Annotated in this window: 20 protein-coding genes; 17 read left to right on the top strand and 3 right to left on the bottom strand. The window is 41.0% G+C overall.

What is annotated here, in order from left to right; translation table 11 throughout:
• Position 1: 1 nt before the first annotated feature.
• Positions 2 to 715: an ABC transporter gene (locus Q7O90_RS02095; RefSeq protein WP_304126861.1), complete on the top strand. Its 714-nt coding sequence runs from the start codon at positions 2 to 4 to the stop codon at positions 713 to 715.
• 223 nt (positions 716 to 938) lie between these two features.
• Here the strand turns inward: Q7O90_RS02095 and Q7O90_RS02090 are convergent, their stop codons facing one another.
• The 3 genes from Q7O90_RS02090 to Q7O90_RS02080 form a co-directional block, all read right to left on the bottom strand.
• Positions 939 to 2,495, bottom strand: a complete 1,557-nt coding sequence (locus Q7O90_RS02090; protein WP_304126858.1) for a hypothetical protein — start codon at positions 2,493 to 2,495, stop codon at positions 939 to 941.
• 402 nt (positions 2,496 to 2,897) lie between these two features.
• Positions 2,898 to 4,265 carry a peptide MFS transporter gene (locus tag Q7O90_RS02085; RefSeq protein ID WP_304126855.1) on the bottom strand — a complete coding sequence of 456 codons (1,368 nt, stop codon included), beginning with the start codon at positions 4,263 to 4,265 and terminating at the stop codon, positions 2,898 to 2,900.
• Positions 4,266 to 4,546: 281 nt separating this feature from the next.
• The gene (locus Q7O90_RS02080; RefSeq protein WP_304126852.1) at positions 4,547 to 4,957 is read right to left on the bottom strand and encodes a metal-dependent transcriptional regulator; all 411 of its coding nucleotides are present in this window, start codon (positions 4,955 to 4,957) and stop codon (positions 4,547 to 4,549) included.
• A gap of 171 nt (positions 4,958 to 5,128) precedes the next feature.
• On the opposite strand from Q7O90_RS02080, the gene Q7O90_RS02075 reads away from it, so the two are divergent.
• The 16 genes from Q7O90_RS02075 (at position 5,129) to Q7O90_RS02000 (ending at position 21,919) form a co-directional block, all read left to right on the top strand.
• A complete protein-coding gene (locus Q7O90_RS02075) occupies positions 5,129 to 5,512 on the top strand; it encodes a Fur family transcriptional regulator (RefSeq protein ID WP_304126851.1) in 384 nt (127 codons plus the stop codon).
• Positions 5,513 to 5,573: 61 nt separating this feature from the next.
• A complete protein-coding gene (locus Q7O90_RS02070) occupies positions 5,574 to 6,116 on the top strand; it encodes an NADH peroxidase (RefSeq protein ID WP_106057977.1) in 543 nt (180 codons plus the stop codon).
• Positions 6,117 to 6,315: 199 nt separating this feature from the next.
• The gene (locus Q7O90_RS02065; RefSeq protein WP_304126848.1) at positions 6,316 to 6,618 is read left to right on the top strand and encodes a hypothetical protein; all 303 of its coding nucleotides are present in this window, start codon (positions 6,316 to 6,318) and stop codon (positions 6,616 to 6,618) included.
• Between the two features lie 189 nt (positions 6,619 to 6,807).
• Positions 6,808 to 8,082: a DUF2130 domain-containing protein gene (locus Q7O90_RS02060; RefSeq protein WP_304126845.1), complete on the top strand. Its 1,275-nt coding sequence runs from the start codon at positions 6,808 to 6,810 to the stop codon at positions 8,080 to 8,082.
• Positions 8,083 to 8,129: 47 nt separating this feature from the next.
• Positions 8,130 to 8,540, top strand: a complete 411-nt coding sequence (locus tag Q7O90_RS02055) for a hypothetical protein (RefSeq protein WP_304126842.1) — start codon at positions 8,130 to 8,132, stop codon at positions 8,538 to 8,540.
• Between the two features lie 297 nt (positions 8,541 to 8,837).
• Positions 8,838 to 9,614, top strand: a complete 777-nt coding sequence (locus tag Q7O90_RS02050) for an acyl-CoA dehydratase activase (protein ID WP_304126839.1) — start codon at positions 8,838 to 8,840, stop codon at positions 9,612 to 9,614.
• A gap of 140 nt (positions 9,615 to 9,754) precedes the next feature.
• Positions 9,755 to 10,999, top strand: a complete 1,245-nt coding sequence (locus Q7O90_RS02045) for a 2-hydroxyacyl-CoA dehydratase subunit D (protein WP_304126836.1) — start codon at positions 9,755 to 9,757, stop codon at positions 10,997 to 10,999.
• A 2-nt stretch (positions 11,000 to 11,001) separates the two neighbouring features.
• Positions 11,002 to 12,120 (top strand): 2-hydroxyacyl-CoA dehydratase subunit D, encoded by a 1,119-nt coding sequence (locus Q7O90_RS02040; RefSeq protein WP_304126833.1) that lies wholly within the window; start codon positions 11,002 to 11,004, stop codon positions 12,118 to 12,120.
• Positions 12,121 to 12,158: 38 nt separating this feature from the next.
• Positions 12,159 to 13,397: a CaiB/BaiF CoA transferase family protein gene (locus Q7O90_RS02035; protein WP_304126830.1), complete on the top strand. Its 1,239-nt coding sequence runs from the start codon at positions 12,159 to 12,161 to the stop codon at positions 13,395 to 13,397.
• Between the two features lie 66 nt (positions 13,398 to 13,463).
• Positions 13,464 to 14,465: an NAD(P)-dependent oxidoreductase gene (locus Q7O90_RS02030; protein WP_106056527.1), complete on the top strand. Its 1,002-nt coding sequence runs from the start codon at positions 13,464 to 13,466 to the stop codon at positions 14,463 to 14,465.
• A gap of 12 nt (positions 14,466 to 14,477) precedes the next feature.
• Complete coding sequence (locus Q7O90_RS02025) at positions 14,478 to 15,620, top strand: acyl-CoA dehydrogenase family protein (RefSeq protein ID WP_106056529.1); 1,143 nt, start codon at positions 14,478 to 14,480, stop codon at positions 15,618 to 15,620.
• A 15-nt stretch (positions 15,621 to 15,635) separates the two neighbouring features.
• Positions 15,636 to 16,436, top strand: a complete 801-nt coding sequence (acrB, locus tag Q7O90_RS02020; RefSeq protein ID WP_304126826.1) for an acryloyl-CoA reductase electron transfer subunit gamma — start codon at positions 15,636 to 15,638, stop codon at positions 16,434 to 16,436.
• Between the two features lie 15 nt (positions 16,437 to 16,451).
• Positions 16,452 to 17,567 (top strand): acryloyl-CoA reductase electron transfer subunit beta, encoded by a 1,116-nt coding sequence (gene acrA, locus Q7O90_RS02015; protein ID WP_304126824.1) that lies wholly within the window; start codon positions 16,452 to 16,454, stop codon positions 17,565 to 17,567.
• Positions 17,568 to 17,640: 73 nt separating this feature from the next.
• Positions 17,641 to 18,771: a butyrate kinase gene (gene buk / locus Q7O90_RS02010; protein ID WP_304126821.1), complete on the top strand. Its 1,131-nt coding sequence runs from the start codon at positions 17,641 to 17,643 to the stop codon at positions 18,769 to 18,771.
• 236 nt (positions 18,772 to 19,007) lie between these two features.
• Complete coding sequence (locus tag Q7O90_RS02005) at positions 19,008 to 20,753, top strand: Na/Pi cotransporter family protein (RefSeq protein ID WP_304126818.1); 1,746 nt, start codon at positions 19,008 to 19,010, stop codon at positions 20,751 to 20,753.
• Positions 20,750 to 21,919 carry a THUMP domain-containing class I SAM-dependent RNA methyltransferase gene (locus tag Q7O90_RS02000; protein ID WP_304126815.1) on the top strand — a complete coding sequence of 390 codons (1,170 nt, stop codon included), beginning with the start codon at positions 20,750 to 20,752 and terminating at the stop codon, positions 21,917 to 21,919. The genes Q7O90_RS02005 and Q7O90_RS02000 overlap by 4 nt, the downstream gene beginning before the upstream one ends.
• Positions 21,920 to 21,966 lie beyond the last annotated feature (47 nt).

Below are 21,966 nucleotides of genomic sequence, written 5' to 3'. Positions count from 1 at the left end.
TATGAAGATGATACAATTAAAACAGGTTTTAAGAAATAAAAGATTCCTTCTATTCACTATCTTCGTTCCTGTTATATGGTATGTGTTTATTTCCAATGTGCAAAAGGGTGTTTTACCGAACATCGTATTCGGTATAGCAGTATTTATCGGAATCATTGGAAACAGCCTGGCAACGTTTAGCAAGCGAATCGCAACAAATATTGAGTTCTACTCATTTGAATCGCGGTTCACAAGATATGCTGTGAAAGACTACCTTCTTGATCAGATGCTCGTTCAACTAGCGTTAAATACGCTAATATTCATGGCTGTACTTGCATTCGCCGTTTCTTTTTTTAACCTCCATGTTACAACCAGTCTGGTAGTTCAGTTTCTACTCCTCACGGTTATGGGAATATATTTTAGCATTATCGGTTTTGTACTCGGTGTGCGCGTTGATGCAAAGACACTTGATACGATAAGCTTTCCTGCTATTATCTTGGCAGCGATGACAATAATACCATTTGATTCTCTAGGTGCAGATGGAGGATTCATCGGGGCTGTTAGCAAAATTCAGATGATTTTCCCTGGATACTATTACAGTGAGATCGTAACAGCGATTTCATCAGGGAATCCAGTTGATTCAAAAGATGTTTTGCTATTTCTAATAGTGTTCATCTTGAACATAATTCCGCTTTACTTAATAGTTCCAAGAGTGAAAGAAATCAAGGGTAGATAGTAATTAAAACTTAAAATTAATTAGAGTTACATAATCCAAAAGCTCTGTAATATTAAGAGCTTTTGGATATTTTTAATATCGAACAGAGAAACAAAATCTCTTAATACAAAATGATTGGGCATAATGCCCAATCATTTTCGGTACATACGATTCTAAACTGTATTATATAAACTTTAAGAAATGTTTTTTAGAAGCAAACTAGTGCCGAATTAAGCTATTTGCTTTATTTGATTAATATCTTTCTACCATTCACACCAAGCATTGATAGACCAATTATTGATGCAAATAACAAACCAGCGTAGATGATGATATCTGCGGAATCAGAAGTCTTTGGAACGCTCTTAAGCGTTACCTTCTTAATCTTACTTTCATTAGAACCAGGAGTCCTGCAAACAGACACCCCCGAAGTAGGTGGAGTCTGAGTGTTGGTGCTAGGTGTAGATGGAGTAGGAGTGTCAGGCAGGTCAATTACATCTGCTGAAGCAAGTGTACCGGAGTAGAGCATATACTGATTAAGCAATGTTTCCTGGTAAGGGGATTTACCTGCAGTTTGATATGTGGATTTTGCATCTAACATATCAAGCCTTCCTGATGTCGTTAAATCTGGGAGCTTCGCAACATCTAGCACTCTATACGTTTGTTCTGAACCGTCAGCTCTCTTAACTGTCACTGTTTTTACAGGGATTGTTAATCCATCTTTTACAGTATATGCATAGGAAGCCCTAGTCATGCCTGAAGTAGGTGCCTCCGTAACTTGTAAAACAACCTTTGTTGGGGTGACGCTTACGGGCTTAACTTTAAGTACGAGATCTGTCAGCTTATGTACTCCGTGAGTATTTACTGGATTATAAGAAAGGGGAGTATATACATCGCGGGCATTATGAAGTGCAGCAGATTCAATACTATTAGCAAATTCAGATGCATTCGGGTTGAATTTAACAGCATTATTTCCCGCGATTTCATATGTCAACAGATCACCGACTTTGAGATGATCATTAGACTCTATATCACTAGCAATATCGAAAGTAACATCCGAAGTATCGATAGCATTTAATTTCATGGCATCGGTGAGTGGAATCTCTCTGCCGAGTGCGTCGTATACATGGTCACCACTTTGTATATTCAAGTGGTTAACGTTCACGAAGGAATAGGAATTTGAAACTTTCACTGTGTTTCCTTGATTTGAATATGGCTTTAAAACATATGCTGGGATTGTAAGATTGTTCGAAGCAACTACGCTGTTATTAACAGTTATTTTTTGTACAACTGTCTTAGGCGAATCTACGGTTGCAACTGATTCGACAGCATTTGCATAATTAAAGGTATAATGAAGTGAAGAATGACCTGTGGCATTTTCGTTAAAAACTACTTTGAATTTATAACCAACACGACTTCCTGGAACTGCACTTTCTTTATCGTTTTCTGAACCAGTAATCTGTTTATCTGCTTGGTTGACGCCTGCATCTGTAACGATGATTTTACCTATTACTGTATTGGTTCCGCGCAGTGTAATATCCCTGTTTGCAAGATTGCCCATCGCTAAATTGTCAAAACGATATGACACGAAGTCTCCGCTATTAACAGGCCTGTTTATAGATGTATCTACAGAGACTGTATCAGTTTCTGTAAAAGTGTTGGCAGAACTACTAATGCTCCCAGTGACTACTGCATCTTGAGAGATATCAGCTGGTGTATCTGCAAATATTGAGATTGCTGAAAAACTAAATAGCATTGCTGAAGAAACAGCAATACTCAAAAAACGTCCATAAAGTTTTCTCATATTTTCTATCCTCCTAAAATTTCATACACTAACTAAAGTAATTTAACATGTGTATTATATACCTTTTTTTAAAATAAAGTTACTTTTAGTATCGCTTTAATTATGTTTTTTAAATTGTACCGAAATAGTCGGATATAGATTACAGAGTATAGTCCTGACGGAATACCAAGAATACTAAATTAATTGAGCTTGCTGTTGTTGACGTGTATATAGGGGAATATCAAGTATAATATTAGCTTCAATTAGATATAAAAAATGTAGCTGCTGAAATCAGCAGCTACATCAGAATTTGATGCTCTCTAGTTACTATATGATATGTTCAGTCTATATAGCTTCATTAAAGAGTATAGAGCCAAATATTAATAGTGTAGATATCATTAATTTATTTAAGTCCTATTGCTCTTATGCTTCATCTTTATCCTTAACTAGCGACATTAACTTTCCGTCGATAGCGAATAGGATGACCGTGCTTACAAATGCAATAGCAGCGATTGTTATACAAGCTTTGGAGAATGCGAACTTTCCGCTGAATGCGAATGCATATAAATTTCCGTAAAGCTTAGCAGCAGCGAATAGACCTAGACCCCATACGGCCGACATGATAGCAAGAAGTCGGCTTGGTGAGTACTGTCCGATAAATGCATTTCCAAGAGGTGAGAAGAACATCTCTCCTAGTGTTAAGAATAGGAAGAATACGATTAGTAACAGTACTGTAGGTTTGCTATCTCCACGCACGATGTCGATAACTGCATAGTAGATGTATCCGATACCGAGGAATGCTAATCCAATACCAAGCTTCTTGAATATACTTATATCACCTTGTGGTCGAGCTGCAAGCTTCTGCCATAGAAGCGCAGTGAGCGGTCCGGAAATTACACATAGCAGAGCGTTTAGTGAGTCGAACCATGTTGTAGGAACAGTAAATCCGCCAACCTTCCAGTTCATATTCTCTGTCCAGTGGTAGTAGATTGGAAGATAAGCTAGATACCAGAACATCCAAAATATTATCTGAAAGGCTGAAACTAGAACGATTGCGGATACACGCTTCTTCTCGAGAAGAGTCATCTTTTGATGTGTCTTTGCCGCTGCCTTCTCTTCAGCCTCTCTATTTAGCTCTTCTTCGGTCTTGTACATCTTAAATGGCTTCTTGCCATAGTCCTTACCTTTTAGCAGCATTCCAACTGTGAACCAGATACAACCAAGAAGCATTGATATAGCAGCAAGTCTAAAGCAAGGACGGAAGCCGAGTATATCGCCTGACTTAAAGGTGTATTGATAAAGGATTCCAGCAACTAGCGGCCCGAAGAATGCGCCGACGTTAACGAGTGAATAGCGGATAGAATATGCTGAGTTAAGATCTTCAGGTCGTACAACTCTTCCGATAAGTGGACCAGTCTTAAATAGACCTAGACCAAATGCAACGCAGAATATCATTACATATACAAGCGTCGCATCCTTTGCAACGGATCCAGAGAAGTATCCGATTGCAATGATGAGCATTCCGACCGGAGTAGTATATCTAGCCCCCACTAATTTATCGGTGATGAATGCTCCTAGGAAACCTGCAAGATATGAATAAGCGGTTAAATCCGCCTGCATCTTTGCGCCTGTTGTGTTAGCAAGACCAAGTCCACCAGATGCAACAGCAGTAGTAACAAAAACTAGAATCAGAGAACGACCAAGATAAAATGATAGACGTTCAAAGATCTCTGTACAGCCACAAACCCAAAACGCTATCGGGAATTTGCGCTTTCTTTCAAGTTCTGTCATGAGATACCTCCTTAATAAGGTGTGACAGCAATAACTTACGATCTCCGTCTTGACTGTACCTTGTGCAAAAGGAAAAAGTGCACATGTATCAATAATCAAAACAGGGAAGAAAACACACTATTAATATATGGAATTATAATCATATATTATGATTTAATTTTGCCATACAAGGCATGACAAGTAAACAGCTATGAAAGATAAAGGCATAATTGTAGCGCAAGAAAAAACCATCTCTTGATTGAGATGGTTGATTATATGCTTATAAAATTATATTAGAGATACTATGCCGACGGTTCTTCGTCGTGATTCATAGCAGGGCACTCTGCCAAGAAGTTGTTAACATGGTTACAAATAGCTTCATATGTAGCCTGGCTAATGTCGTGCTCAATCTTGCACGCATCCTCATCAGCAGTTTCCTTATCAATACCAAGCAGGTTTAAGAAACGGGAAAGCATCTTGTGCCTATCGTAAATTTTTGTAGCAATAGACATTCCAGTCTCAGTGAGGTGAATCAGCCCATCATCGTCCATAGTAATGTAGCCGTTCTCTCTGAGCCTTTTGGTAGCATATGAAACGCTAGGCTTCGTAACATCGAGATGCCTTGCAATATCGATGGACTTAATGTATCCTCTCTGCTCACTAAGCATCAGCATTGTCTCTAAATAATCTTCCGAAGACTTCTGAATTTTCATGAAATATCCCTCCTTCATTTATAGTTAGATTAGCATAACACACCGATAATAGCAACATTGCGTATAATAAGAAACGATAAATTTAAATTTTTCTCAATTTAGTTGTTGACAATTTAATTTAAAATGGTATTATATTAATAACAATAACGATTATCAATATTAGAGGTAATAATGATTAAGTATAGCAAACAGCGTCAAGCGATTAAGAACCAATTATTGAATAGGGGCGATCATCCGACTGCGGAGACACTTTATTCAGAACTGAAGGCTTGTATGCCTAATCTTAGTATTGCAACTGTATATAGAAATCTTAAGCAACTTGAAGGAATGGGTGAAATTTCGACAATTATCACGGATGGGGCGACAAGGTATGATTATAATGTGAAGCCCCACGCACATTTTTTCTGCAATAGATGTGGTGCTGTCCTCGATATTGATACCGATAAGGAGCAAATCGTTAAAATTGGCCAGGGTAGTTTTACTGGCTCAATAGAAGGGTGTGAAGTTAACTTTTATGGACTTTGTACCGACTGCGTGGCAAAGAGCCGTGCATAGATGATTAATAAGATGACTTTATTTTATGTATTTCAGCAATGCTGAAGAAGGGAGTATGAAAATGGCTAAGTATGTATGTCAGGTATGTGGTTACGTTCACGAGGGAGATCAGGCACCAGAGAAATGTCCTGTTTGCGGAGTTCCTGCGGAGAAGTTCAAGAAGCAGGAAGGTGAGATGTCTTGGGCAGCTGAGCATGTTGTAGGTGTTGCTCAGGGTGCTAGCGAGGACATCATGGCTGATCTAAGAGCTAACTTTGAAGGAGAGTGCAGCGAGGTAGGTATGTATCTTGCAATGGCTAGAGTTGCTCATAGAGAAGGATATCCTGAAGTTGGACTATACTACGAGAAGGCTGCTTACGAAGAGGCAGAGCACGCTGCTAAGTTCGCTGAGCTTCTAGGAGAGGTTTTAACAGACAGCACAAAGAAGAATCTACAGCTGAGAGTAGATGCTGAAAACGGCGCAACTGCTGGAAAGTTTGATCTAGCTAAGAGAGCTAAGGCTGCTAACCTAGATGCAATCCACGACACAGTTCACGAGATGGCTAGAGATGAGGCTAGACACGGTAAGGCATTTGCTGGACTTCTAAAGAGATACTTTGGTTAAATCCAAAATTAAGTGCAGATACTATTCATAAAAGATATGGGGCTTATGCCCCATTTTTTAATACTTTAATTCGTTTTTTATAAGTGGTTCTTTATCATTGCGTCACCTAAAACACAAACACGATGTGTTATAATACGCGATATAAGAAAAGCAATATATCATCGATATGGTGAAGGTTAATACATAGGGGGAAAATGAGATGTACTATCGTGATGATGGTGGCCTCGGCTGCTTGATTGGAATATTTATAATGCTGATACTTTTGTCAGCGGTGATGGCTATAATTTTAAGCCCTGTTTTTTGGATTGTTGTCGGCATACTTGTTCTATTTCAGGCTATCTCGAAGAGATTTGGAAGTCGTAGAACGGATGAGTCTAATCAATATTATTATTCGGAATCTGGGTCTTATCACAGAGATGACTCTGCTAGTAAGGAACTAGAAGATGAGTTTACCAAGGATGCGGTAGATGTAGATGTAGAGGTAATATCCGATGATAAGTAGCTGGGAATAGTTTTTAATCGTGCATAATGATGAATCGCACATATATGATATTTTGATTAGTAAGGTTACTAAAATAAAGGATGATTATTTGATTGATTTAAATAAAAATAACTTCGGTGATGGTATTAAAGCTTTTTCACCGAAGCTTTTTTGTATAAAATAGTAGTATCACTTCGTAGGAGGAAGATTATGCAGCAGATAAAATGCCCTAAGTGTGGCGAAGTATTTCAAATAGATGAAGCTGGTTATGCAGCAATTGTTAAGCAGGTCAGAGATAGAGAATTTAATATTGAGATAAAGCGTGCTGAGGAACAGTACAAAGAGGATAAAGCTGCGGCTGTTAGCCTTGCGAAGGCTGAGACAGAAAAGAAAGTCCAAGAAATTATTTCAGATAAAGATCAGGAAATAGTAAGGCTTCGTGCTAGCATCGAGGCATATGACAAGGAGAAAGCATTAGCAGTCAATGAGGCAGTACAGCAGAAGGAATCTGAATATAGGAAGTTAGTCGATGAAAAAGAATCTGAACATCGCAAGGTAGCAGCTTCTCTAGATGAAGAAATTTCACAAAAGAAGGAGCAGCTTCAAAGGCTTTCTGGTGAGCTAAAGGTCAGTGAAAAGCAGGCCGAGCTAAACATACAGGTGCTTAAGGACGAGTATGAGACCAAGCTTAAGATGAAGGATGAACAAATAGATTACTACAAGGATCTCAAGGCTCGTCAATCCACTAAGATGGTTGGAGAGACTTTAGAGCAGCACTGCGAGATAGAATTTAATAAGCTCAGAGCAACTGCATTTCAGAATGCATATTTTGAAAAGGATAACGATGCTCGCAGTGGAAGCAAGGGTGATTATATATTTAGGGAGAAGGATGAGACAGGGCTTGAGGTCGTATCTATAATGTTTGAAATGAAGAACGAGATGGATACGACATCAACAAAGCATAAGAATGAAGATTTTTTCAAGGAGCTTGACAAAGATAGAAAAGAAAAAAAGTGCGAATATGCGGTGCTCGTTTCGATGCTAGAGTCTGAGAATGAATATTACAATCAGGGAATCGTTGATGTGTCGCATAGATATGAGAAGATGTATGTGATAAGACCGCAGTTCTTCATCCCGATGATATCACTGCTTCGCAACATGGGATATAACTCTCTAAAGTACAAGCAGGAACTGGAGACGATTAAGGCACAGAATGTTGATATCACCCATTTCGAAGAGGATATGGAGAATTTCAAAAGTGCTTTTGCGAGAAATTATGATCTGGCTTCTAGAAAATTTCAGGAAGCGATAGATGAGATAGATAAATCGATTAACCATCTTGAGAAGATAAAGAAAGCATTAACATCTTCAGAGAATAACTTGAGGCTAGCGAATAATAAAGCTGAGGATTTGACGATAAAAAAACTTACCAAAAACAACCCAACGATGCAGGAGATGTTCAAATCGCTTGAAAAGAGTGAATAAATTGTGTTAAAATACTACACTAGATTAATTAGAAAAGGAATAATGAAATGAGCAAAGGTAAGCAGAGACCACCACAATACATAAGACAGTCGAAAGGCTATCAGCAGAATTTATATAAGAAACAGATGAAAGAGCAAGATATTCAGGTTCCAAAATCTATCAATATTGAAAAGATAACAAAGATTAATAGAATTCTCGGAATTGTATGGATAGTTTTGATTTTTGCTTGCGGATTTTTCTGGACATGGATTGCAGCAGCAGTTTTGGCTGTAGTAGGTGCTGCATATATGGGCGGATTCTTCGTATATATGACTAATTATTCCAAGAAGTATCTTGGTGCGTATAAGAAGATGGGGGTACCAAAAGAGATGTATATGAAGCAGCTTAAAAAGAATGGTACAGACGCCAAGAGCATGGAGAGAATGTCAAAGCTTTGGGATAAGATAAAGGTGGATTAATTTTATAATTAAGATTTATCTTATATATAAATAGCGCGGATTGGCGAATGTACGGATATTACTATTACAAATTTTTATAGGTAAAACTATTTTAAGAAGGGGATTACCCCTTCTTTTTTTATTAAAAACACTTAGAAATTCAATTATTGGGGTCATAAAAACAAAACCATTAAAAATTATTAAATACACACTTGAAAAACAACTATAATATTTTTTTAACAAAGTTGGTTGACTATAAAATAACGAGATATATAATGAAATTGTACATAGAAACGTACACGGAAAGGAGATTATCAGATGTTTACTCTTGGACTAGACATAGGATCAACTACATCGAAGAGCGTGATACTCCAGGATGGAAAAAAGATTGTCGCAAAGGCCCTAAGAGTTGGAGGGCTTGGTACAGCTGGCCCAGAGGAAGTCATAGCGGAGATTATGGAGGTCTCAGGACTTAATGAATCTGATATTTCATGTAGCGTTGTTACTGGTTATGGAAGAAATAAGTACGAAGGCTGTGATCGAGAAGTAAGCGAACTCACATGTCATGCGCTAGGGAGTCAAATTATTTTTCCTGAAGTGAGGACTGTAATAGATATAGGCGGTCAGGACGCAAAAGTAATCTGCCTTAACGATTCAGGAAGGATGACGAACTTTGTGATGAATGATAAGTGCGCAGCTGGGACAGGTAGATTCCTAGATGTGATGGCGAACATACTAAGAGCAGATATTTCTGAATTAGAGGTATTAGCATCAAAAGCGGATAGTCCTGCTACTATCTCAAGCACATGCACAGTCTTTGCTGAATCGGAAGTGATTAGCCAGCTTGCTAATGGTGAGAGCAGAGAAAATGTAATCGCTGGAATCTGCAACAGCGTAGCCTCGAGGGTTAGTTCACTTGCGCGTAGAGCAGGAGTCAAAGAGAAGGTATGTATGTCAGGTGGCGTTGCAAAAAACGGTGCGGTAAGAGATGCGATGAGTAAGGCTCTCGAAGTTCAAATAGAGTATGATTCACTTGCACAGTATTTTGGAGCAATCGGTGCAGCTGTTTATGCTTTTAGAAGTAATAAAAAATAGATTTACTGCTCATAAGGGCAGTAAAAAATTTGCCAAATGATGTTATAAAATTAACAATAATAGTGCAGATTGAGTTTTAAGTTAAGATATACAATTAAACTTTCCTAATAGATTAACAAAATAAATGAGGAGGTATGGTTATGGCAGAGGAAATCAAAAAGCCTAAGAAGCCTGTTGATCCTAATTCAGCTAAATTCAAGCTTGGGAAAATTGCTGGTGATGCATTTGCAAGTGCGATTGAAGCTAAGAAGGAAGGCATTCCAGTTGCGTGGGTTTCAAGCAACTTTCCGGTAGAGATACCAGAGACTTTGGGAATCGCTACTGCATATCCTGAAAATCAGGCTGCAGGAATCGCTGCCCGTGGTGCAGGGGAGAGAATGTGTAACGTCGCAGAAGCAGATGGTTATTCGAACGATATTTGTGCATATGCTAGAGTGAGCCTCGCATACGCCAAGCTCAAGGAGTGTCCAGAGCAGGATGTAGCGATGCCAGATGTGCTTCTATGTTGCAACAATATCTGCAACTGTATGATTAAGTGGTACGAGAATCTTGCAAGGGATTTAAATATTCCTATGATTATCCTAGACATACCATTTAACCCTGATTACGAAGTATCTGACGCTGAGGTTGAATATGTTTCCGCTCAGTTCTGGGACGCAGTTCACCAGCTCGAGAAGCTATTTGGACTAAAGTGGGATGATGAAAAGTTCAAGCAGGTTACAGGTTTTAGCTGCAGAGCGAGCAGAGCTTGGCTCAATGCGACAGCACAGGCAAAATACGTGCCTTCTCCATTCAATGGATTCGATCTATTAAACCACATGGCTGTAATGGTTACGGCAAGAGGTAAGGAAGAAGCAGGCGAGGCAATGGAGACGCTTCTCAAGGAGTATAAGGAAAATCACCTAAATGGAACAAGTACATTTAGGGCAGAAGAGAAGTACAGAATCATGTTCGAAGGAATCGCTTGCTGGCCATATCTGAGAGCAACATCTCATGGGCTCAAAGATCGCGGCATCAACATGGTAACAACGATATATGCTGATGCTTTTGGGTTTGACTATCATTCATTTGATGAGATGATCAAGGCTTACTGCAGTGTACCGAATGCTATAAACCTCGAGAAGTCGAGAGATAAGAGAATCAAGCTTTGCAAGGACAACCACGTGGAAGGATTGCTTGTACATACCAATCGTTCATGCAAGCTGTGGAGCGGATTCATGTACGAGATGAGCAGACAGATAGGCGAGGCTTGCGATATACCAGTTACAAGCTTTGATGGAGACCAGGCGGACCCAAGAAATTTCTCTGAAGCACAATATGATACGAGAGTGCAGGGGCTTATGGAAATTATGGAGTCAAACAAATCTGAGAAAGGGGACAAGTAGCTATGACATACAGTTCAATTAAAGAGTTTCATGAGATAGCATCATCTCCTCGCAAACAGATGGATAAATACCTTGCAGATGGCAAGAAAATTGTGCTCGCAGTTCCTTACTACACACCCGATGAAATTGTACACTCTATGGGTCTTGTTCCAATGGGAACTTGGGGCGCTGATATGGAGCTTAACAGATCGAAGGAGTACTTTCCTGCATTCATGTGCTCTATCGTGCAATCAATCCTAGAACTAGGAATCTCCGGAAAGTTCAAGGGTGCGAGTGCGATTATAATCCCGTCTCTCTGTGACACGCTCAAGACCATGGGTGAGAACTGGAAGTATGCAGTACCAGACATCAAATTCATACCTATGACCTACCCGCAGAACAGAAAGCCTGCATATGGAATCGCCTATACGAGGGCTGGATACGAAAGAGTCATAGAGAATCTTGAGAAATGTACTGGCGCGAAGTTTTCGATGGATAGTCTAGCTGAATCGAACAAGCTTTATAACGAACACAACGAAGCGATGAGACGAGTGGATGAATTACTTGCAAGACACGCAGAAGTGACGGTGCAGGAGAGAAGCGATATATTTGCAAGCGCTAACTACATGCTTGTAGAAGAACATACCGCTCTTGTAAAAAAGCTTATCGCCGAGCTTGAAGCTTCCGAGGAGAGCGTAGGTAATTATCCGGTCGTTGTATCTGGAATTCTTACCGACATGACAGGATTAAGCGAAGCCTTCGATGAGATAGGAATTCATATCGTAGCAGATGATGTCTGTGCACATTCAAGGCAGTATAGAACTGATGTGCCAGATGGAGATGATCCACTACAAGCTCTCGCTGTTAAGTTTGCAAATACTGACAATTGCTCAGTTCTCTACAACGTAGAAAAGCCAAGAATTCAGTGGATTATAGATATAGCGAAGGAGAGAGGCGCAAAGGGAGTTGTCGTGGTAATGACAAAGTTTTGTGATCCTGAGGAATTCGACTTCGTATGTATTAAGGAAGCTTGTGAAAAAGCGGATTTACCGCTTGCCCTAGTTGAGGTTGACAGGCAGATGAAGCAGTTTGAACAGGTTAAGACTAACCTTGAAACATTCCGTGACATGTTAATGTTTTAAAACGCATCAAGCATATAGATAAATTCAAGGAGGATAAAATGGGAAATAGACCACTTGAGGGAATCAGAGTTGTTGAGATGGCAACATTTATCGCAGCACCTTGTACAGCAAGATTTCTAGCTGACCTAGGAGCTGAAGTTATAAAGGTTGAGCCACCTATGGGAGATCCACTACGTTATACTGCGGTTAATGAAGGAAGACCTTTAGACCAGAAGGAGAACACATCCTACGATCTTGAGAACGCAGGAAAGACTTGTATCTCGCTCAACACAAAGTCTGAAGAGGGAAGAGAGGCTTTAGAGAAGCTTTTGACAACTGCGGACGTATTTATCTGCAACTGGCGTCAGTCACCTCTAAAGAGAGCGGGGTTAGATTGGGAGACTCTGCATGAGAAATACCCTAAGCTAGTGTACGGATATGTATCAGGATACGGAGAAAAAGGTCCTGATAAGGATCTCCCAGGATTCGACTTTACTGCATTTTACGCAAGAGGCGGCATCTTAGGATCTCTTCGTGACAAAAACAGCCTGCCAATGCTAACAGTTCAGGGCTTCGGAGACCACCAGGTTGCCATGAACCTAGCAGCCGGAGTTCTCGCAGCACTATTCAAGGCTAAGATGACTGGTGAAGGCGATCACGTAGTGGTATCTCTATTCCACAGCGCAATATGGGATATCTCACTGATGCTACAGGCAAGCCAGTACGGAGCAGATAGCACTCAGTACCCTATGGAGAGGTGGAAGCTAGGTAATCCGCTTGTGCTCTGCTATGAGACAGCTGATGGTCAATGGCTACAGATAGCAATGCCTCAGTACGATAGACATTATCCAATACTGATGAACGCTATGGGCTATCCAGAACTTGCTGACGATGCTAGATATTATCCACAGAAGAATCTAATTCCTAATCGTGAAGAGTTCTCAGCGTGGATAACTGCAGAGTTTAAGAAAAAGACTTGCGACGAATGGTGCAAGCTGCTGGATGCAAATGATTTGCCATACGCAATTGCACAGGAGTGGGACAGCCTCCTAGAAGATAAGCAGGCATGGGCATCGGATTGCTTCTATGAGATGTCTTATAGCAACGGAAACAAGCGTACACTCGTAAGACCTCCAGTTTTATTCGACCAGATGGGACTTCCTCCATATGAGAGAGGGCCTTATCTTGGAGAGCAAACAAAGGATATTCTCGGTGAACTTGGGTACTCTGCCGAAGCTATAGATGAGTTAATAAAGAGTGGTGCTGTAATCGATATGGATCCAGCACTTAGGGACTAATTAAAAATATACAGGGAAAATGCATAGGTTTGACACAAGAAAAGTGATTTACAAAGGAGAAATGGTATGAAAATTACTGCATATGAAGTTAGACCTGATGAAGAGCCTGTCATCAGAAATCTATGTGAGAAGTACGGTATAGACGTGGTTATTACAAGAGCAAATCTTGACGATACTACAGTTAACCTTGCTGAAGGAAGTGATGGAATTACTACTCTAGGGCAGAGCACATATTCTAACGAGGTGCTTGATGAACTAAAGAAGATGGGTGTTAAGGTACTAGCATCACGCTGCGTAGGATACAATCACATGAATGTTGAGTATGCTAAGAAGCTTGGATTTAAGCTTTGCAACGGTACATATGCTCCAAATGGAGTTGCGGAATACTCTGTAATGGCGATACTGATGTGCATGCGTCACCAGAAGAAAGCGCTATATAACACAAATGACAACGACTTTACACTAAAAGGCAAGATGGGTAGAGAGCTTAGATCTCTCACAGTGGGAGTGCTCGGCGCAGGAAAGATTGGTAAAACCGTAATCAAGATTCTAAGTGGATTTGGCTGCAAAATCCTAGCATATGACGTAATTCAGGATGACGAAGTTAAGGAATATGCAACCTACGTTGATATGGATACCATATACAAAGAATGCGACGTAATAACAATCCATATGCCACTACTACCAGCTACAACCGGCATGATTGACAAAGAGGCTGTGGCAAAGATGAAGGATGGAGTAATCATCATCAACAATGCAAGAGGTGAACTACTCGATGTAGATGCTATTATCGAGGGTATTGAAAGTGAAAAAATCGGTGCACTCTTCTGTGATGCATTTCCAGGAGAGACTGGCATTATCCACATTCCACATAGCACAGACATTATCAGAACTGAAGGAATGCCTTACTTTAAGCTTAAATATCTGCGTTCATTCGTAAACGTATATCACACACCACACATGGCATTCTTCACTGAAGAGGCAGCTGAATCTATGGCAGCATGTGGAGTTGACAGCATCTATGAGATTTTGACAGAAGGTAAGTCATCTCATGAAATACCATGCTAAGGAGGTAAGTAAATGATTTTAGATCGAAAGCATGCACTTCAGCAGAAACTGTTCCGCGAGTTTGCAGAGACAGAATTCACCAAGGAACTTCAGGATGAATTAGATGAAACGGGTGAATTTAACTGGGATATGCACAAGAAAATGGCCCGTTATGGATTTATGGGAGTGAAGATTCCTGAGGAGTACGGCGGAGCTGGAGCTGATAGCTTAACATACGTACTCATGGATGAAGAGTTCGCTCGCCAGGATGCAGTTCTTGCAATATATGCAAATACATCAAATTCGCTCGGCGGAGGACCTCTTCTGCTCGCGGGAAGCGAGTCTCAGAAAAAGGAATATCTACCGCAGGTTGCAAGCGGTGAGAAAATTCTCGTGTTCGGACTCACTGAACCTGGCGCAGGGTCAGATGCAGGTGGAACTACTACAACAGCAATTCCAGATGGTGATGACTTTATCATCAATGGTCGTAAGTGCTTCATATCTGGTGCACCTATGGCTGACTGGATTATCATCTATGCAAAGACAGACCTATCTCAAAAGGGTTCTCGCGGAATCTCGATGTTCATCGTAGATATGCACGCAGACGGCGTATCGCTTGGAGCACCTGAGAAGAAGATGGGAATCAATGGATATCCAACTTCTGACGTTGTATTTGAAGATGTAAGAGTGCCAAAGGCTAATCTTATCGGGCCTCTCAATAAAGGCTTCCAGTATGCTATGAAGACACTTGACGGAGGTAGACTTGGAGTAGCGGCTATGTCGGTAGGCGTAGCTCAGGGATGCCTAGACGAAGCTGTAAAGTACGCTAAGGAGCGTAAGCAATTTGGCCGCAGAATCGCAGATTTCCAGGGCGTGAGCTTCATGATCGCTGAGATGCAGGCTGATGTTGAGGCTGCAAGACAGCTAACATATCACGCAGCTACGCTCAAGGACCAAAATTCTCCTCAGGCAGGAATGGCTTGCTCTATCGCTAAGTACTTCGCTGCAGAAGCTGCAAACCGCTGCGCTTACAAAGCTGTACAGATTCATGGTGGATATGGCTATATCAAGGAATATAGAGTAGAGAGACTTTATAGAGATGCTCGTATTATGAGCATATTTGAAGGAACCAGCCAGATTCAGGAAGTTGTAATCGCAAATAATTTGCTTAAGTAGAGGAGGAAGGAATAAATGAAAATTTTTGTAACAGTAAAACAGGTTCCTGATACCTCCGGCAAGGTTGCAGTAAACGAGGATGGAACACTTAACCGCGCTTCGATGCAGACTATCATCAATCCAGATGACCTAAATGCTGTAGAGCAAGCTCTCACTCTAAAGGAAGAGTTTGGATACAAGGTAGTAGCTTTCACGATGGGGCCTATGCCAGCTGAAGGAATGCTAAGAGAACTAATGGCAATGGGCGTAGATGAGACAGTACTAGTATCTGCTCGTGAATTCGGAGGATCAGATACATATGCCACTTCGCAGATTCTTGCAGCGGCAATAGATACTTATGGAATCGAAGAGGATGACATAATAATCGCTGGCCGTCAGGCTATCGATGGTGACACTGCTCAGGTAGGACCTCAGATCGCTGAAAAGCTTCACCTACCACAGGTTACATATGCCGGTGAAGTTGCTAAGGAAGGCGAGGCCCTTATCATCAAGAGAATGCTCGAAGACGGATATATGCTCGTAAAGGTTCCAACGCCTTGTATGATTACTTGCATCAAGGAGCTCAATACACCTAGATATATGAGCGTAATCGGAACTGAAAAGTGCTGGGATATGCCACTTAAGATAATGGATTTTGCAGCACTTGAGAATCATCCACTTATCGATAAGACTACCATTGGACTAAAGGGTTCTCCAACCAATATCTATAAGTCGTTTACACCTCCAGTTAAGGGTGGCGGCATGATGCTAGAAGGTTCAGACAAGAATACCACTGATGAGCTTGTATCGATTCTGACAGGCAAGCACATCATATAGAAAGGAGAATTCAACATGGCTTACGATAGTTCACAAATCGACGCTTTCAAGAATGTATGGGTATTCTGCGAACAGCGCCAAGGCAAGATGATGCCAACAACATTTGAGCTTATATCCGAGGGAAGAAAGCTAGCGGATGAGCTAGGATGCAATCTATACGGAATACTTCTCGGAGATGACGTAGATGCTCTAGCTTCTGAACTCGGCGGCTACGGTGCAGATGGTGTATACGTATATAACAGCCCACTGCTAAAAAATTATACTACAGACGGATATACTAAGGTTATCAGTGAAGCAGTGCAGGAGTTTAGACCTGAGGTAATGCTATTTGGAGCATCTAACATCGGCAGAGATCTTGCACCTAGATGCGCAGCAAGACTTCATACAGGACTCTGTGCAGACTGTACACACCTTGATATAGATCTCGATGGATACATTAACTTCCTACGCTCAGGATCATCCCTCGATGTAGACAACATGAAGTTTGATACTAAACTCTTTGATGTAAACACCAACCTCAAGATGACTCGTCCTGCATTCGGTGGACACCTTATGGCTACCATCGTTTGCCCAAGGTTCAGACCAGCGATGGCAACTGTAAGACCGGGTGTAATGCAGAAGAGACAATACGACGAAGCTGGAGCTGCAAATGTAGAGATTATGCATCCAGACTTTGAACTTGTGGCTGCAGATATTGAGACAGAAGTACTAGATATCGTTAAGGCTGCCAAGAAAATGGTGGATCTAATCGGTGCTGATGTAATCGTATCTGTAGGTAGAGGAATTGCAAAAGATGTTGAGGGCGGAATTGCTCTTGCAACTGAACTGGCGGAACTGCTCGGCGGCGTAGTAGGTTCATCGAGAGCCTGCGTAGATGCCGGATGGATTAGTGCTGATCATCAGGTAGGACAGACAGGCAAGACTGTTCACCCAAGAATATATGTTGCATTAGGAATATCTGGAGCAATTCAGCACAAGGCTGGAATGCAAGATTCTGAATGCATCATAGCAATTAACAAGAATGAGACAGCTCCAATCTTCGAAATTGCAGATTACGGAATTACTGGTGACCTATTCAAAGTTGTTCCACTGCTAATCGACTCAATCAAAGCAGCGAAAGAAACTGCTTAATATAGGCAAGTACAGGGGTGTGCGGGCACGTACTGCATTCCCCTGTTCTTCAAAACTGCCAAAGGGGGATAGGATGGACAAAAAGATATATAACATAGTGGCTATAAATCCTGGATCGACATCGACGAAATTCGGGTTTTATCACAACTGCGAAAAGGTATTTATCGAGAATATATATCATAGGAAAGATGAACTCGCTCAGTTTGGCAGTATACAGGAGCAGCTCAGCTACAGAAAGCTACTTGTGGAAAACAGGTGCGCATGCAATGGTGTAAATCTACAAGAGGTAGATGCATTCGTTGGCAGAGGAGGAGGGCTTCTCCCCTCAACAAGCGGTGTATATTGTATAAATGATAAAATAATATACGATTGTGAAACCGCAGCCTCTGGAATACACCACCCTGCTCTACTCGCTTCCCAGATAGCAAGGCAGCTAGCCAATAAATACGATGCAAAGGCTTATATCGTAAATCCACCAGATACTGACGAATTTCAGGATTTGGCGAGAGTTACAGGCATCAAAGGGATTTATAGAGATAGTCATGTCCACTGCCTAAACCAGAAGGAGGTAGCAAGACGCTACTGTTTGGAAAAAGGTATAGCTTATAATGAGTCAAACTTCATCATCTGCCATCTTGGTGGCGGTGTATCCATAACAGCTCACCGTAAAGGCAGGATGATTGATAGCAACGACAATCTAATCGGCGATGGTCCCATGACACCCCTTAGAGCTGGTACAATACCGGCAAAGAAAATAATTGACATTGCATTTAGTGGTGACTACACGCACGAAGAACTTGAAGATTTGATTGTCAGAAATAGCGGGCTTAGCAGTCACCTAGGAACTGCTGATGTTCAGGAAATCATGAAACGCATAGAAGAGGATAATGATGAATATGCAAAGCTTGTCCTCGATGCGATGATTTATCAGTTTGCAAAGGCTGTGGGCGAATGCGCATGCGTACTCAAAGGTGATGTAGATGCAATCCTCATCACAGGTGGGCTTGCTAGAAGCGAATACATAGTAAGGAATTTAGAGAAATACGTAGACTGGATCTCGGAAACGTGGGTGATGCCAGGGGAGTGGGAAATTGCGGCTCTCGCATCCGGTGCATATCAGGCTATGACTGATCAGGTAGCCGTACTCACGTATACTGGGGTGCCAGTTTTCCGAGGTTTTCATTCATTAAAATATCATTTATAGATATAAACCTTTTTAATTTTTCTTCTTGAATGCGCAGCTTTATGCTGCGCTTTTAAAATCCAATAAATATATTAGTTTTTGACTAGGCATAAACAAGTAAATAAATATATATAGTACAAAAACAAACCAAAAAGTATCGAAATTATCCATCAAAAACAAAGCGGACACACTAGCAATATGATAAAATATTAAGACATATGTGCGTAATAACATGGGTATTAATTGGAGATTAATTTATGGATATTTTTTCGATAATCAATCTGCTCGGAGGACTGGCGCTGTTTCTATATGGGATGTCAGTCATGTCACAAGGGCTAGAGAAACTTGCGGGCGGTAAACTCGAGGGCATTTTGAGGTCAATGACTTCAAATAAGTTTAAATCTCTCTTGCTCGGACTCGGTGTAACGGCTATTATTCAAAGTTCTTCGGCAGTTACTGTTATGCTAGTAGGGCTTGTTAACTCTAGCATTATGACACTTGAGCAGTCAGTTGGTGTAATCATGGGTACCAATATAGGTACTACTGTTACAGCCTGGTTGCTCAGTTTGGTGGGTATTAGCAGCAACAATATATTTTTGAAGCTCCTTAAACCAGAGGCTTTCTCGCCAATAATCGCTTTAATCGGTGTTCTTATGATGATGGCTAGTAAGTCAGATAAGCGTAAGGATGCAGGCTCGGTAATGCTGGGCTTTGCGGTTCTTATGTACGGCATGAACTTCATGAGCTCATCGATGGAACCTCTCAAGGATATGCCGGAGTTTGCAAAGGTTCTAACTGCTTTTAATAACCCGGTATTTGGAATACTCGCGGGTATATTAGTTACCGCCGTAATCCAGAGTTCATCTGCTTCGGTAGGAATTTTGCAGGCCTTATCCATGACTAGTGGTTTAACTTACGGAATGGTTATTCCTATTATCATGGGACAAAATATTGGAACTTGTGTAACTTCAGTAATTTCAAGTATCGGTGTAAGTAAGAATGCAAAGCGTGTTGCAGTAGTTCACATTGCATTTAATATAATCGGAACGATTATATTCATGGTTGCATTTAGCATCGGCCATTATCTGATAAACTTCGGATTCATAAATAAAGCTGTAACGCCTGTAGATATCGCAATTATTCACTCATTGTTCAATATATTCACAACGGTTATTATATTTCCGTTTGCTGAGAAACTCGTTCCTATCAGCCATAAATTCGTAGGCGGCGAAGAAGATGATGAAATGGAAGTTTTCCTTGATAAGAGACTCCTTTTTACGCCATCCATTGCTGTTGAAGAGGCTAGAGCTAAGACCAACGAGATGGTTGAGATTGCATTTCAGAACTTTAGAGATGCGATTACGCTCTCGAACGGATATAGTGATGAGTTGTTTGAGAAGATTAAGAGCGATGAGAAACTCTTAGATTACTACGAAGACCAGCTTGGTTCATTTAACGTAAGCCTTGCTAAAGTCGAGCTTTCAGAAAGGGATTCGGCAAATGTGTCGATGATGCTTCACAGTATTACCGATGCAGAGAGAATTGGTGATCATTCGCTAAATATCGCTGAGAGTATATATGAACTACATGATAAGGGGCTATCATTCTCTGGAGAAGCTAGAAGAGAACTTGATATATTAAGCGCTGCTGTCAGCGAGGTACTGACACTAGCAGGCAAAGCCATATTGGAGATGGATGCTAAGACAGCTCTCAAGGTAGAACCGCTAGAAGAGTTGATTGATGACATCGTCGAACATATTAAGGCTAACCACATAGCGCGCCTTAAAAATGGTGTTTGCACTATTGAGCTAGGTTTTATCTTAAATGATATACTGGCGGACATCGAAAGGGTCTCCGACCACTGCTCGAATATTGCAGCAGCCGAGATTGAGCTCAAGCGAAATAACCTGCACATGCATCAGTTTGTTAAGGATTTTAAAGATAAGGATAACGTTGAATTCACCGAACTCTATGACGAGTTTTCGAGAAAGTATAGTATATGAAGTATGAATTAATTGCAACAGCGACATTTGGACTTGAAGCGGTAGTAAAGATGGAGCTGCAGGATCTTGGATACAGTGTGGTAAAGGTCGAAGATGGGAAGGTAACTTTTATCGGTGATGAGAGAGCCATTGTTCACACCAATATGTGGCTTAGGACGGCTGATAGAGTTTATATTAAGGTTGCTGAGTTCAAGGCTGAAACCTTTGAAGAATTATTCCAGCAGGTTCGGGCAATCGGCTGGGAGGATTATCTCACAGTTGATGCTGCATTTCCTGTTGTAGGAACATCAGTAAAATCCACGCTTCACAGTGTTCCATCGTGCCAAAGCATAATCAAGAAAGCGATAGTTTCAAGGCTTTCTGATTTCTATGTGCAAAATCACTTTGATGAAGCAGGTGCAAATTATCGCATCAGATTTTCTATACTCAAGAACCACGTCACGTTGCTTCTCGATACATCGGGAGCAGGACTTCATAAACGTGGTTATAGGGCAGTAGATGTTGCAGCACCTATGAAAGAGACACTAGCAGCAGCGCTTGTAAGGCTTAGCTTCTGGAAGGAAGGCGTGATGCGTAGAGATAAGGATAATCCTGACCATGTGGCACGGATTCTTGTAGATCCATGCTGTGGATCTGGAACGATTCTAATCGAGGCAGCAATGATGGCTAGAAATATCGCACCAGGTCTTAACCGCAAGTTCACTGCGATGGCATGGGACTTCATCCCAGAGGAACTGTGGAATGAAGAACGTCAGGCTGCATATAACGCTGTTGATTACGATAGCGAAGTAATAATAAAAGGATTTGATATAAACGGAAAAGCGATTGCTGCAGCTATGGCCAATGCTATGGAAGCAGGTGTCGAAGAAGATATATCATTCAGCCGCATGGACATGCGCAAATTCAGAGCAGATGAATCAAACGGAATCATCATTACAAATCCTCCGTATGGTGAGAGAATCGGCGATAAGGATGCGATTCATAAAATTTATGCGCGATTAAAAGAGATTCTTGAAAAAGATCCTACGTGGTCTCTCTTCATGATTACGACTGACCGAGAAGTTGAGAAGATATTTGATAGAAAAGCTGATAGAAGACGTAAGCTATATAACGGAAGACTTCAGACTACCTATTATCAGTTCCACGGACAGAAAATTTCAAAGTAACTATGTAAATGGCGTACATCGCACAGACATTTACAGGCAAGGAAATT

The organism is Mogibacterium diversum, assembly GCF_938028775.1.
Classification (GTDB): Bacteria; Bacillota; Clostridia; order Peptostreptococcales; family Anaerovoracaceae; genus Mogibacterium; species Mogibacterium diversum_A.
This window is presented reverse-complemented; position numbering and strand designations above follow the sequence as displayed.